15 protein-coding genes are annotated in these 13,771 nt (G+C 56.5%); 12 read left to right on the forward strand and 3 right to left on the reverse strand.

Going from position 1 to position 13,771, the window contains the following annotated elements:
- Nucleotides 1-71: 71 nt before the first annotated feature.
- Nucleotides 72-512 carry a DUF6653 family protein gene (locus P2T57_RS20130; RefSeq protein ID WP_276302691.1) on the reverse strand — a complete coding sequence of 147 codons (441 nt, stop codon included), beginning with the start codon at nucleotides 510-512 and terminating at the stop codon, nucleotides 72-74.
- Between the two features lie 242 nt (nucleotides 513-754).
- On the opposite strand from P2T57_RS20130, the gene P2T57_RS20135 reads away from it, so the two are divergent.
- The 4 genes from P2T57_RS20135 (at nucleotide 755) to P2T57_RS20150 (ending at nucleotide 3,116) form a co-directional block, all read left to right on the forward strand.
- Nucleotides 755-1,645: a biosurfactant protein 1 gene (locus P2T57_RS20135; RefSeq protein WP_276302692.1), complete on the forward strand. Its 891-nt coding sequence runs from the start codon at nucleotides 755-757 to the stop codon at nucleotides 1,643-1,645.
- A gap of 188 nt (nucleotides 1,646-1,833) precedes the next feature.
- Nucleotides 1,834-2,325, forward strand: coding sequence for a DUF7995 family protein (locus P2T57_RS20140; RefSeq protein WP_276302693.1), 492 nt, complete (start codon nucleotides 1,834-1,836; stop codon nucleotides 2,323-2,325).
- Nucleotides 2,326-2,421: 96 nt separating this feature from the next.
- Nucleotides 2,422-2,823, forward strand: a complete 402-nt coding sequence (locus P2T57_RS20145) for a DUF6166 domain-containing protein (protein WP_276302694.1) — start codon at nucleotides 2,422-2,424, stop codon at nucleotides 2,821-2,823.
- A 23-nt stretch (nucleotides 2,824-2,846) separates the two neighbouring features.
- A complete protein-coding gene (locus tag P2T57_RS20150; protein ID WP_276302695.1) occupies nucleotides 2,847-3,116 on the forward strand; it encodes a DUF7389 domain-containing protein in 270 nt (89 codons plus the stop codon).
- A gap of 183 nt (nucleotides 3,117-3,299) precedes the next feature.
- Here P2T57_RS20150 and P2T57_RS20155 read toward each other — a convergent pair whose 3' ends face one another.
- On the reverse strand, nucleotides 3,300-3,941 hold the full coding sequence (locus tag P2T57_RS20155; protein WP_276302696.1) for a hypothetical protein: 642 nt from the start codon (nucleotides 3,939-3,941) through the stop codon (nucleotides 3,300-3,302).
- Between the two features lies 1 nt (nucleotide 3,942).
- Nucleotides 3,943-8,853, reverse strand: a complete 4,911-nt coding sequence (locus P2T57_RS20160; protein WP_276302697.1) for a hypothetical protein — start codon at nucleotides 8,851-8,853, stop codon at nucleotides 3,943-3,945.
- On the opposite strand from P2T57_RS20160, the gene P2T57_RS20165 reads away from it, so the two are divergent.
- The 8 genes from P2T57_RS20165 (at nucleotide 8,833) to P2T57_RS20200 (ending at nucleotide 13,674) form a co-directional block, all read left to right on the forward strand.
- Nucleotides 8,833-9,156 (forward strand): hypothetical protein, encoded by a 324-nt coding sequence (locus tag P2T57_RS20165; protein ID WP_276302698.1) that lies wholly within the window; start codon nucleotides 8,833-8,835, stop codon nucleotides 9,154-9,156. The two genes, P2T57_RS20160 and P2T57_RS20165, sit on opposite strands and share 21 nt — an antisense overlap.
- Before the next feature lie 1,401 nt (nucleotides 9,157-10,557).
- Complete coding sequence (locus P2T57_RS20170; RefSeq protein WP_276302699.1) at nucleotides 10,558-10,938, forward strand: hypothetical protein; 381 nt, start codon at nucleotides 10,558-10,560, stop codon at nucleotides 10,936-10,938.
- Nucleotides 10,939-11,289, forward strand: coding sequence for a DUF7557 family protein (locus P2T57_RS20175; RefSeq protein WP_420028569.1), 351 nt, complete (start codon nucleotides 10,939-10,941; stop codon nucleotides 11,287-11,289).
- 43 nt (nucleotides 11,290-11,332) lie between these two features.
- Nucleotides 11,333-11,767, forward strand: a complete 435-nt coding sequence (gene mntA / locus P2T57_RS20180; protein ID WP_276302700.1) for a type VII toxin-antitoxin system MntA family adenylyltransferase antitoxin — start codon at nucleotides 11,333-11,335, stop codon at nucleotides 11,765-11,767.
- 112 nt (nucleotides 11,768-11,879) lie between these two features.
- The gene (locus P2T57_RS20185; RefSeq protein ID WP_276302701.1) at nucleotides 11,880-12,131 is read left to right on the forward strand and encodes an AbrB/MazE/SpoVT family DNA-binding domain-containing protein; all 252 of its coding nucleotides are present in this window, start codon (nucleotides 11,880-11,882) and stop codon (nucleotides 12,129-12,131) included.
- The gene (locus P2T57_RS20190) at nucleotides 12,132-12,566 is read left to right on the forward strand and encodes a PIN domain-containing protein (RefSeq protein WP_276302702.1); all 435 of its coding nucleotides are present in this window, start codon (nucleotides 12,132-12,134) and stop codon (nucleotides 12,564-12,566) included. It begins immediately after the preceding gene.
- A 142-nt stretch (nucleotides 12,567-12,708) separates the two neighbouring features.
- Nucleotides 12,709-13,155 (forward strand): SWIM zinc finger family protein, encoded by a 447-nt coding sequence (locus tag P2T57_RS20195; RefSeq protein WP_276302703.1) that lies wholly within the window; start codon nucleotides 12,709-12,711, stop codon nucleotides 13,153-13,155.
- A gap of 81 nt (nucleotides 13,156-13,236) precedes the next feature.
- Nucleotides 13,237-13,674, forward strand: coding sequence for a hypothetical protein (locus tag P2T57_RS20200; RefSeq protein ID WP_276302704.1), 438 nt, complete (start codon nucleotides 13,237-13,239; stop codon nucleotides 13,672-13,674).
- Nucleotides 13,675-13,771: the final 97 nt, after the last annotated feature.

Consider the following 13,771-nt stretch of genomic DNA (forward strand, 5'->3'; position numbering starts at 1 on the left):
GAAGCTAGGCGATTCCTTAGCCTTCACTATCGCATTGGGAGTTCAGCTTTCAAGTGATGGGCCTACTGGGATTACCCCCGGTCTGGCGCATTTTCGTCGTAGTATTTTACAAGGATGTGGAGATACACAAGTTTGCAGGTGAGCGCAACCCCTCCGCCGAGGGCCGTCACCTGGGGGTTGCGCTTATAGGCTCCATACAGTCCGTAGAAATATGCCACAGCATTCAACACGTTGAGAGCGCCAGGAGGACTGGCCTCGAACACCTTGTGCCCCTCCTCTAACCATAGTTGCTCACCGAGAACGCTTCGACTAATCCAAGCATCCTTTGTTTCCGGTTCGGGGAAGAGCACCGGATTGATGGCCACATAGAGAAGGGTCAAGCCAACCATCCGCCAATCTCGACGGTACAGCCCAAGGAGGAGTACTGGACCCATTGGAAGCCGCGTATAGCCGCTCCACGGATTCGTGTGTCGTGCCCAGAAGTCCTCATCAAGGACATCTGTGAGAGCCATAAGGTCACTTACGCGAAAGCTTCCTATCAATTTGCTGTATCCCTCTCTATATTCAGCACGCCGTTCCTGACAGTCCCTGATTAGATTGATTCCCGACGTGAAACATCGTTCCTCTATATTGCGCATAGGCAATTCCATTCTATCAGCAGTAGAAGGTTTCAGCAAAGCTGTAGTTCTCAAGATGAGTTGACCAAGGAGCTACCAGTTAAATATGAAGACGAAGCAGGTAACGACACTACTCAATGACTCAGCGGAACTCTGACCATGAAGAACTTCGGCCGCTCGGCGAAGCAACGCATGTTCCCGACGACAAACTCTCCAATAGTAGTGACGAGGAGTCAAGCCAACAGCGACTAGATGCAGTCGCTACAAGATATTCAAACGAGATGACAGCAACGGAGAGGGAGTGTTCCTCCTGTGGAGCATCAATCCCTGCTAGTCGGACCAAATGTCGGTTCTGTCTGGTAAATCACCTCGATAGCTCCGAGGAAGAACAATCGGGGTCCGATACCGAGTGGACACTGCTTCACGTTGTCCATCTAGTCGTGGAAGCATCGACGTTCGACAGTGCCATTGCGAAGGGGACTGCAGGCGCGGGCCTCCTCGTGAAGGCCGACAGAGACTCCGCGGTGGACGACTGCCAACTAATCTCCGAGTTCGACGAAGAGCCTGCACCACAACTTGCAGACAAGTGGCCTTCGCTCCCTGAGGCAGTACGGGTTAGGTCCGGCTTAGGTAGACAGTTGCTCGAAACTGCCCGTGAACTGACGGAGTGGCAGGACACGACGCAGTCACATTACGACGGTGAGCACGCGACGTTCCTCTACGATGAAGGTGGACGTGGCGTTCATGACGAAAATCGTCTTGTGACACTTCTTGAGGACGCAGACGACGTCTGGCTGGTCCCCGCGATTGCACTCCAGCAATCTATCGAGGAGACCAGGACTGACAGCCAGCAACGCGAGCGACCGAACAGGAGGCACCTCGAGTGTCGTGAGTGCGACCGCGATACGAGGCACCGATTCCTCGACTTCGAGACCGTCCCAGACGACGAGTGGAGTGGCCAGCCAATGTGGGAGTGCCACGTCTGCGGGACGCCTCGATACGGGCCAGAACCCAAAGCAGACCAGTAGACGGGAGGACAGCCTTAACCAACAGACAGGTACGTATTTCGGCGTTTGTTGGTTAACTACAGTCCCACTCACTCTTCCTAGTTGGCCGATGTCGGTCCGTGTTTTTTCTGCGCCGGCGATGAATGCCGGCGCACCAAGCAGTAGCGCGGCGTGTAGTCGTGTGCGTCGGTAGACCGAAGTGAGAACCAATGCATACGGTAATTTACTCGCTGGTAGACGCATCGACACGAGACGACGCACTCGCGACTGGAAAGACGGTGTTCGACCGACTCGTCGGAGCCAGCACACACGCAGATGCTGTGTTCGACTACTACGTAACGTTTAACGAGTCGGGCACGTCAGTCGCTGGGAAGGCCCGATGGGGCGACCTGCCAGTAGCAGCACCCGTTGAGTCCGACGATGGGCAAGAACTGTTGGAGCGTGGCTGGGAGGCGACGAAGAGCGAGTTCAAGCGGAATCTCGACCGTGTCCGGGACGCACTTGAGGAACTGAGCGACGAGGAGATCATGCGTGACGACGGCCTCGCCCGGCATGCGTTCCACCAGGTCGGCGCGTACGAGGGCCCCACGATATTCCTGTACGACGAACACGGGAGCGGTATTCGGCATCGAGAACAGCTCGACCGGGTTCTTGACGAGAGTGAGAATCTCTGGATCGTGCCAGCAGACGTTCACTACTGAGCGCCTGAGCCAGCCGAGGAACGTGACGGTGTGACCGCGTGAGTTTTTCACCCCCTGAGGGGTGCGGGGACTCGAAATAGTCCCTCAGAACAAACTATGAGTGGAACAACCGACTCGCAATCACTCGAACAGACACGGCCAAACCAGAAACAGGATGTTGTCTACGTCGGCTACCGGCGACGCGGACGCGCTATCGTAGAAAAACAACTTGGGCAAGAGCGGGTGACGCCACAGCCAAGTCTTGAGCTGGCGAACCACAGTCCCTCGGGCTTCAGCTGGGGATATAGTGGAAGTGGCCCGGCGCAACTCGCGCTAGCACTCTTGCTGGATTACACCGGCAACGAGGATGTCGCACTAACCCACTACACCGCGTTCAAAAACCGGGTCGTGAGCCAGTTAGACTGCGCCCATCCTGAAGGGTACTGGAGACTCACCGGTACCGACATCGAAAACACCCTTCGTGAACTGTCCGACGACGCGGTCGCACCGTCCAACTGAACATCAAGCAATACAGTTACACCATGTCAGAACACAGCTTGTCTTCTCGTGCAACGACCGAATCGAAAGCGACCAATGATGAATCATCGCCGACAGAGTACATCGAGCGGAACGATGTCGGTGTCTCGCTCACAGTAAAACTCAAGCGGGGAACGGGGACACGGGATGAAGACCAGATTAAGGCGAAGGTGAAAGCGAAAACGCTCAACGACGCCCGTGACGATATGGACGCACTTCGAGCGTACATTCGTGATCTTGCCGAGGAGACTCATCAGATTCAACCGGCAGAGTAAAAGAACCGATTGAAATCCGTTGGCAGAGGTTTCGGCAGAAGTGCAGTCAAAGGCAGTCTCTCCGAACATCCTAAATCGAGTTCGGTCTCCCGACTGCCGAAGGGAACAGTTGAGCAGGTCTTCCAAAATTCGACTCGTGATGAAGGAATAGGGTCAACCAATCACTCGAAGTTGGTAGATGTCTTAGACGTATTCCTCGCCGGGCCGGAGGTCGACATAGGACGATTCGGTCCACCCGCCATCGGTCCAGGGCTTCGGGTGAGTGATAACGAGGAGACTGCCGTCGTCTAGTTCACCCACTCGCCACGGTGGACGGGACGCCTCCCAGCGGGGTTCCTCGAACAAGCCGGCAAGTCCCCCAAATTCGTCTATCAACGACTGAGAGTAGACTCCGATCTGCGGGATTTGATCAATATGATCAGCGAGGGGAGGTTCGAGTGGAAGAACTTCAGCCCGATTGACCCGAGTGCATACAGGAACGTAATCCGCACTAAATCCGGTAGCAAGTCTACAAACGAGTTCGATACAGATGTCGAAGAATTTAGAATATCCTTTAGTGTTTTCCCAATTTGATGGATCAAGCCAGTCTTTGAAACTCATCGTAAGAACTGGTTCATGAGGGTCTAGGTCCCCTTCGAGATTAAGACTAATATTAAAATTTTTATCCTTATGCGGAATATTCATTGAAGGAATATCTTGGTCGAACTTTTCAGTCCGTCTCTCGGTCTCAAACCCTGCTGCTGCAAAGGCCTGAAGTGAAATGTCTACAACGTCACTAGGGTGTTTCTTCGTATAGACACCTAAACTACTTGGTCTCCCTGCCATACTATTCACTCAACTCATTGTACGATATAAATTCGATGGTGATTTCGTCGGGGGTATCCGCATTCGTGTCAAGACTATCTAGTGCCTCGTTGACGTTCCCCTCAACCTTTTTTAATCTACCATCTAACTCTTCAATAGTATCTTTTTCCATTACTACAATGATCTCATCCTCACCAGAAACCGCATAGGTGGACAGCTTATTTTCTAGGTCATTGATGTCATCATTTCGGAACTTTGGTGGCAGGCCTGGATTGGGTTTCCAGTTTTTCGACTCAATAGCAGGCGAATCCATCGTTTTCCCGTCCACAGTAAGTTCGCCATCAACTTTCACGTCAATGTCTGTCCCAGTTTTAAATTTGCCACTTTTGCGGACCTTCTCACGGACTTCCTCTGGAAGTTCGCTTACCTCTACATCGTATTCCATTTGGAGGTCATCGGCATCAATGTTGTTGTTGCTACCCTTCAGACCATTGGAAATGTCAGCTTCGCCAGCGATGCCTTTGTATCCAGTTTCGGTCCCAGAAATATCTTCAACCGCCTCATCCAAACCGTCAACGTCGTCATCAGCCAGATTCTCAAGTGCTGACTGGAGGTCGTCTGCATCGTCTAGGGGACCCTCGCTGACTCCCGATGACCTCCCGTACGCCCGGAGCAATTTACAAGTGTCATCAGTCGACAGACCAGATGCCCGACTCAAATCCCTCACGTCAGCCCCTTGCCGGACCATGATGTCAAGCCCATCTGATCCAATCTTGCCACCAGACACCTCACGGTCGGTCCGCCACGCCTTGACGAGCATGCGCTGGGTTCTAGCATCCAACTGCACGAACTGATTGAGGACTTTGTCATCAAGTTTACTCGCTATTTTAACACCGGGCGTTCCTGTTCGATAGAATACGCGCTTAGCAGACCCCTCATTTATTTCCAACTGCTCCAAGCGAGCATCAAACTGATCCGGGTCAACACCCGCATCTACCACAGCGTCCTCGTACCCATCCTGTTCAATCTCATCTAATTCGGCACAGTCATCGCCAGCGCGTTCAAAGGTGCTAATACGACTACTACACGCCTTCCGGAATAGCGCGTCAAAGTCTTCATCATCCATCCAGCGGAGGTCCGTTGCCCCATCTTTCCCGTGACGCGCGAGATATTCCGTTACACGTTCCCGCTCTGTCTTCGACAAGGACTTGACATCAACGCCTCCCTTCCGCTGTAGCTTCCACAACCGATAGGCCGCCCCCGCAGACTTCGCACGGCGGAGAATCGGCCCAGCAGCCTTCCCGCCTGCCTGAGCAAGCCCCGTCGCCACGCGCGCTTTCCCGCGGTCGTAGGGCGCTTTCACCCGCATCGCGGTCTTCCCGGCGCGTGTGGCCTTCGCAAAGTCCTCAACTTTCGTGACGTATTTTGTGCTTCTGAGGGCTTTCGTCGCGGAGCCACCGTATAGAGCCTTCGTGATGAACGCAATCGAGTAGCCTGCGTACCACGAGCTACGATATTCCTCGTACGTCTCAGTTCCTTCCGGATACGGATTGTTTGTTTTTTGTTTGTTTTGAAGGTCAGAGACGAACGCGTTGATGAACATATCGAGGAGACCCGATCTGTTAAGGAGTGTCACGAGCCGAGCCAAACCTTCGGCAAATGCGAGTGGATTTTCCACAAATGTAAGGATAGATTCGATACTGGCTCCGATACTGGCTTGGAAGCCGGAACAAGTACCGTAGGCTCTCACAGCCGACTCGTTGAAATAGTTATATTTCCCGGTCCAGCGTTTGGCAGCCTGGCCGCACTCGTTTGAACGACGGACCGCAGTAACAGATTCTGTATTCCCGTGGGTGTCAGTCGCCGAGACTTTAATTTCGATGCCACTCCGACGACCGCCATCTACCGAAAGCCGGTCAGGTGTAGTAGTGAACGACCCATCGTGTCGACTAAATAGGTCGTCAGGCGATGCTCGATACCGTGTTTCGCCGTTCCTAGTGACTTTTGTTTTCTTGACACCACCGCCGTCGAAAACGAAGTACTCGACGACATACTTGAGTTCACCAGAACTATAATTAGCGATGGTACCGTATCGCTTGAGTCGAATGTCCGGGCCACGATAGTCATGAAGCGTCGGGTCCTGCCCGATTGCCTGCTCGCGGCCGTCGAGACGTCCGTCGCCGTCACTGTCGCTGTTACGAGGGTTAGTCTTGTACAGCCACTCTTGACGGTCGTTCAACCCGTCGTCGTCAGTATCGTATTCAAGCGGGTCGCTATCGACCGTCTTCGTGTACAGATGCTCTCGCTTGTCCGACGGCCATTGTCCATTCAGGTACTTGCTCGAGGCCTCTGGGTCTCGCGTGACTGCCATCTCGAAACTGCCGCGGACCTCTTGGTAGTCGGTCAGACCATCTCCGTCGGTGTCCCGAACCGTCGGATTACTGTAGAGTTTTGTGTACTCGTGGCCGTGGACCCGCTTGCGCTCGCCGATTTCGTAACTGTCAGAGAGGCCGTCGCCGTCGGTGTCGGCCAGATACGGGTCGGTGTCGAGACACTGGCCGGAGCCATCTCGCAATCCGCAACTCGGGCGTTCGATGGCGTCGTAAATCGTGTCGCCGTCCGTGTCGTACCCGATTTTCAGCGCGTCAATCTCGAACGTCGCTTTCCCGACCGTCTCAACTTTGATCGTGACTTCCTCGCCAGCGAACTCCGACAGGTCCTGTTCGACCGCCTCAAAGTCGCCATGGGCATCGCCTTCACCGCCGGGGAGAATACCGTATAGACGCGTCGCGTTGCTACTACTGATCTTCTTTCGGTCCTCGCCGTAGACCTCAATGCGCTCGCCGTTCGGTCCGACGACGACGAGTTGAGCGACCGACCGCTTACTGACGGCATTCGCCCTAGCGACGGTGCCAAGGGTGATGGTTTCGGCGTCGCGTAACGTGACGGTACGTTCGAGGTTGGACTCGCGCGGACAGCCGTTGTCCTTCCAGCCGGGGAACTCCGGGCAGTTGTCGTAGAAGTTGCGGGTGTCGTCGCCGTCGTCGTCGATGGGACACCCGTCCGCACCCGTCCCTGGTTCTTCTGGACAGTCGTCGTTGTAGTCGTTCTCGTCGTCCTTATCGGAGTGAATTGTACAGCCGTCGTCGCGGAGGCCGGGTGTGTTCTCACACTCGTCATTGTAGTTGATAGTGCCGTCATCGTCACTATCGGTCGGACAGCCGTCGCCTTCGCCTACTTCGTCGTCACAGTCGTCGTTCCAGTCTCTGATACCGTCGTCGTCGCTGTGCTTCTCACAGCCATCCTCGGCCTCTCCGGGTTTGTCCGGACAGTCGTCGTTGCGGTCGTACGTTTCGTCGCCGTCAGAGTCCTCATAGGGGTCTTGGGTCGTGACTGCCTCTTCGGTCGTGGTAGTCGTTGTCTCCGTCGGCTCACAATTCTCGAACGAGAAACACCGCTCCTGACTCGAAACCGTTCCCGTCGTGGTCGTCCCAGAACTCGTTGTCGTCGTCGTTGTTGTTGTGGTCTCGTCTCCACGGGTGGTTTCCTTGTCTTTCGGAATCGTCCAGTTGCGCTCGGTAATCCGATAGACCGACCCGACGACTGCTGTCGAATTATCGTCGGTGTCGTTCTCACTCCGGGTTGCACTCACGAGCGAGGCGTCCATGTCTTCGGCCGTCCCCATCGAGACGTTCCCGTCCTGTCGCCATCGGTCGAGGTCGCTGAAGTTGTCGCTGTTCGACCACTTCGAGGGGAGCGGTTCGTCGAATTTCGACTCCCACTTCTCGGTCGAGAGGACGGTGTACGTCGAGAAGTGCGAGGTCTCGGCCGTGACCGTATCGTTGCGGGTATCGACCGTCGAGTTGTTCACCGGGACGAGCGTCTGGAGCGTCTCGTTGTAGCGGTACGCGCCGAGGTTCGACTCGTTGGCGTCACCAACCCGCGACTCGTTGTAGGGCAGGGTGATGTTCGCCGTCGAGAAGTTGGCTTTCGCCTCAAAGTCATAAGCGTCCGACGCGCTCACGTTCTTGACGCTGTCGGTCTGCACCATCGGCTCTGTACTGTTGTTGATCGAGAGCGTCGAAGCGACGTTGCCCTTGCCGGTGATGTTAATCGAGACGCCGGTCTTGGCGTCTGTTTTGCTGGTCGAGAACGTCTCGTTGCCGTCCAGCACGCCGTCGTCGTCGGTGTCGTTGTCCAGCGGGTCGGTTCCGACCTCGTACTCGTCGGGGTCGGTGAGACCGTCGCTATCAGTATCAGGCGCGAGCGGGTCGGTGCCGTTCGCAACCTCTTCAGAGTCGTTCAAGCCGTCGAGGTCGGTGTCCGCCCGGACGGGATTCGTACTCGCGTTCTGTTCGCGGTAGTTCGACAGCGTGTCGTTGTCGAGGTCCTCCGCGGGGTCCGCAACGCTGTCGTTGTCGGTGTCGTTGGTCGCCGGGTCGAGACCGCGGAACTGGAGTTCGAAGCCGTCAAGCAGGCGGTCGTCGTCGGTGTCGTTGTCCAGCGGGTCGAGGCCGAACCGGTAGGCCTCGTAAGCGGTTTCGCCGTCGCCGTCAAGATCCTCCGCGCCGTCGCTGATGTTGTTCGATGACTCGTTCTGCGCGGTCTGTGTGGCGTTGCTGTCGGGATCCAGCGGGTCGGTGCCGGTGACGTTCTCCTCGTAGGTGTCGGGCAAGCCATCGCCGTCGAGTCGGAGGATATCCCGGCCGGTGGTAGCGTTGGCGTCGTCGTAATCGGGTGCCCAGCGTCGGTTCGGGTCGGTCGCGCTGACCTCAATGGTGTTGATTTGCTTGGAGAGCGTGAGGTTGGTCTGGAAGGTGGCGACCGCGCCGGGGGTCGTCTCCGGGGTCGCGTTCACGTCGAGGGCGAGCGTGCGGTTCGCGCCGTTCAGCGAGACCACCGCGGTGAGTTCGTGGCTCCGCACGTCGAACACTCGGCCCCGGACCACGTGAGTGATGTTCTGGTCGTGCGGCAGGTCGCCACGGCTGGTGATAGTGACGTTCGGCGTGGTGGCGAGGTCCAGCAGGTCGAGCGCCTGCTGGGCGTGAATCCACGCGACTCGGTATTGGCTGACGGCGGTGTGGTGTTGGCCGCGATTTCGGAACCGCTCAGCGCGCTCGACAGCGGCGTGGGCGGCGGTGATGTTCTCTTCGACTGCCGATTCGTTGAACGAGACGTTACGAGCGCGAAGCGTCTTCCGGACGCGTTCGGCGTCGGTGATGGCCGTCGCGGCTAATTGCGCGTCGGAATGGACGAGGAGTTTCGTGACGTTCGGCGCGAACTGCGGCGGGGTGCTAGCCTCCTTGTCGTGTTCGAAGAGGACAGCAGACGTGGTCCGATTCGCGTCGAGGACGTACTGGAGAGACTTGTTGAGGGCTTTGAGCGCGGCGGTGCGGTGGCGCTGGGCCGACCGACCGGGGCCGTCGAAGTCGGCCTGCTGGAGCGCGGCGATGGCAGCGAGGCGGTAGTCGGCCGCAGAGGCGTCGTCGCCGATGGTGACGTTGACAGTGGCGTTGGCGAGTGGCTTGCTTCGGTTGGCGAGCGCCGACCGGTTGTGGGCAATACTCGGGGGTGTCTCGGGATTCTGCGCCCATTCGGGCGGGCCTCGGTCATCGGGTGGACCTCGGTCTTCAGGCGGGCCGCCGCCCTCCTCGGGCGGGCCGGGGTCTTCGGGTGGTCCCTGCGTCTTATTTTCGGGTGGGCCGGGGTCCTCTGGCGGTCCTTGCGTCTTATTTTCGGGTGGACCCTGCGTTTTGTTCTCCGGTGGCCCCTGCGTCTTATTTCCGGGCGGGCCTTCGGTTTCGTTTCCCGGTGGCCCTTGAGTCGTCTTTTGTGTGGTTGTCGGCGGCCCTTCTGGTGGGTTTTGGGTGGTGGTTCCGGGCGGTGTCGTCGTGGCTGTAGTCGTCGTTCGTGACGTATTTTTCCCCTCTCCCTTCCCGTTCCCATTCCCGTTGCCGAGTATTGCGGGAAGTGCGTCAAACTCTGTGAGGGAATTCATGAGCGAGTCGGTGAGCGAATTGCCGGTCGGGGTGTTGTTCGGTGGGTGGAGGGCGGCGCTGGCTGGGGTGAGTGTCGCCGTAACGATGAGGATAGAGAAGGTAACGGCGAGGGCTTGTTGCGTGCGACGGTCCATTAATTGCGCCAGTATACAAATTCAATTATAAAATTGTTTTTGATATAATTAAATAGAGGTGGAATGATCAGATTCAAACAAGTGCAGTCAGCCACGCCTGAGATAGCTACGCAATTAAATAGGACTACCTGATTCTGGGATACGAAACAAACAGGCGGGAACAGAAATCCCGCTCTACATTAGTCCGTTGGTCAAACGAAACCCCAACTGTCGAAACGCACATGCCAACCATCTCACGTAGCGAGGTACTGTCTTAATCAGCGCCCTATCCGTCCATTTCGCGGACTTGAAGTTCAACGAGTTGGCCGGGCGGGAGGTTAGTCTCGTTCAAAACTTGGAGGAGTTCCTCCACTACTAGAATACTCTATTTCGTCCCCTCGAATAGAGACTCGCCATCGAAACTCGCCGAGGCCGCGCAGAAGTGAATCCGATTGAGACCTGCGATTACGATGTGTTTTTCGACCCCAGAAAGGGTGCGGGGACAACATTCCCTGTCCGAGAAACATGGCAACACTCCAAGCAGCAACAACGTCAGACGGTGTCACCGTCACCGATGCACAGGCAGTTCGAGAACTCTGCGAATCATACTGTTTCGGAACCCTCGAATGGGAGGTCAACGACAACGACCGACTCTCAATCTGGGGCTACGACGCATTCGAGGTCTACGGGCGTCGAGAAAACGGCCTGCCCAACTACGAAGCAGGACAGCGGACCCACGAGTTCCTTCGAGCACTCGCAACGTACGTCGAGGAGGGCGACGAACTCGATATTCAGACGGCCGGATTCACCAAGTGCCGGTTCCCAGTACTTGCCGCTCGATACGTCGTCCGGCGTGGCGACGTCCTGGGAGCAGACCTTCAGACTCTGGAGCCAATTGAGGATTGAATGGTGTGGCGCATCCTATCAAGCCGGATGCTATCGCTGACGATTGCCGGGAGCGTCAGGAGAGATTTCGTGAGTGGCCCAAATACTGATTCAACTTCGGCGGCACTGTCGTCGACAAGAATGTCGCGCCACATTCGGCTGGATGACGACCTCTACGAGCGCATCGAAGCAAACAGGCAGGACGGAGAGTCGTTTAGTGACGCCATCGAGCGCCTCATCGACAACCGTTCGCTCCGTGATCTTCAAAATGTCTTCGACGGCGGGCAAGTGGACGAGATGCGAGACGCGATCAAGATACCAGAGGAAGAAGATACTGTCGAGATCCGTGAACTCGGCGAGCGCTTCGACTAATCGGCAACACAACTATATTATGCGGGACGATGAACACGTACGTATGGTGCATACAGACGACTCCGCGGTCGAACGCGTCGAGCTCGACCGACTGCGGTCGTATCTCGACCAACAGCGAGTCGTCTTTGCGATTCTCTTCGGCTCGCACGCACGCGGAACTGCTGGACCGGACTCAGACGTGGACATCGCACTCCGGTTCCCGGAGACATTGGACGCTCGGGAACGATTCCGACTGCGAAACCAAATCGATGCGGACTTCCAGCAGTATGCCGAGGAGTTTGTGGACGTAAGCGATATCGAACAACTTCCGACTGCCGTCGCACACACCGCTCTCCAAGACGGTCTCCTGCTAATTGGCGACGAGCAGGCCGTCGAGACCTACCACGAGCAAATCGAGAAAGAGTACGAATCAACGGTCAACGAGCGAAAACGCCAACAGCGTGAATTCATCGACCGATTAGCGAGCGGAGACGTATAGATGGTCAACGAAGACGTGTTCGTTATCAAAATCCTACGATACTTGCTGCCTCAAGCAGAACATAGTGTGTCTCCACACTACCTTTTTAACGATAGAGTTCCCTCTATTGACCATGAGTAGTGAGCGTATCGACGCCGAGAGCAAGGTCTCGGGCAACCAAGCAAACATCCCTGCCCGAATCCGGCGAGAACTCGGAATTGACGACGGTGACCAGCTGCGCTGGCACATCGAAAAGGATGGCAGTATCCGCGTCCACGTCATTCAACAACGGACAGGCACATTTAGTGACTTCGAGGGCTACGACGGAGACACAGAAACAGACGTAACTACCGACCACGACGCCTGGGGCGTCGACATCGAATAAATGCCTCGGGCCTTACTCGACACGTCGGTCCTCTTCGCAGCGGCCTATCGACGAGATAACGCACACGATACTGCGCTCCCCATCCTCCGTGGCGTTGACGACGGGTCGTTGCCGGAGGCAGTCATTCTCGATTACGTTCTGGCAGAGACGATGAACGGGCTCACCACCCACGCCGGACACGATGCGGCCGTCGATCTTCTTGACCGAATCGAAGAGAACGCCCGCTTCTATGTCGAGTCACTAACTACCGATGCCTTTGCGACGGGAAAAGCACTATTCAGACAACACAAAGCACTCTCGCTCGTCGATGCATGTATCGTCGCCTACATGCAAACAGAAGGGTTGGGGTATCTCTACGCATTCGATGATGACTTCGATGCGGCTGACGATGTCTACCGACTCGATACCGCCACGAACCCCTACGAGCCGGAATAAATCCCTCACAATCAAGCCACAAGTCACTCGCCTCGTTCATCTGTAGATAAGCCGCTTCGATAGACGAGTTAGAGCCGGTCGGTTAGTTTTTCTGCCCCTGACGGGTGCGGGGCACTCGACTTCTCGGTGCCTCACGACCACAATGACGACACCACTTGCAAGACTCAAGACGACGAGTAGAGTTAGGAAACGCGCCCAGTACGAAGCCCTCGAATTCGAACTTCAGAACGGTGATGTGCGTGTTCGGAACGGGAGCTACGCCGACCCGGAGAGTCACGAGTATACCGTCCGAATCGAGGACGACCTGCCGACGGCGTGTACGTGCCCGGCAGACGCGAAATATAGCGGGGCGTGCAAACACCGCGTCGCTGTTGCGCTCCGCCGACCCATTCTCGACGCCGTCCGCCACCACCAACTCCTCGCCGACGGTGGCAAGACTGTCCAGCCTCCGAATCACCCTCACGACCACGAGGAGGACTCCGAAGAACAAGCAGAGGCAGAAGAACCGGACTGCGACTGTGCAGACCTCTCTAGCGATTTTCCGTGTTGGGAGTGCTACCGAACTGGCCGACGTGACCTCCCTGAATAGTACTCCGCACGTCGAGACGACCGCTTGCGTACTCCGGCGCTGTATCGAAGCAATAACGACTAGTAACAGATTCCGAACTCTATGACTTCCCCCGAAAACACCAACGACGACGCTTCGCTCGCACGACTAACCATCGCAGTCACGAACGCCACCCTTCCAGAAGACGAAGCCGAACAGCAGGCCCTCTGTGAATCACTCGAAGCGGCTGTTAGCACCGTCCTCAACGAGACGCTCGGTGACTCCATGGCAGACATCGAGGTGATGCTCGGGCAGACGTACACCTCGGTCAATCCCATCTGTCCAAGATGCGATAGCGCGCTCACGCTCGACGGTATCCATCTCGGCGAGGGTGCAGATGCGCACGCAGTCGCACGTTGCATAGGTGACTGTGGATGGACCGGCGACGGCCTATTCAAACTCATCGACCTCGACAGAAACGTCGGCGACCACTCCGAAAGCGAGGTCCTCGCTGGAGGGGTTCGACCGGAGCACCAGCGGTACACCGACCGCGACTGCTAGTCCGGTCGCGCTCTTTCGTTTCCACCTCGAAACACGTCTCACGTATTCTTCCGGCGTAGAGTCCCGAAAATCGCTCTCGGTGGTTTTTCGTCGCCTC

This window comes from Halorussus lipolyticus (assembly GCF_029338375.1).
GTDB classification, from domain to species: Archaea; Halobacteriota; Halobacteria; order Halobacteriales; family Haladaptataceae; genus Halorussus; species Halorussus lipolyticus.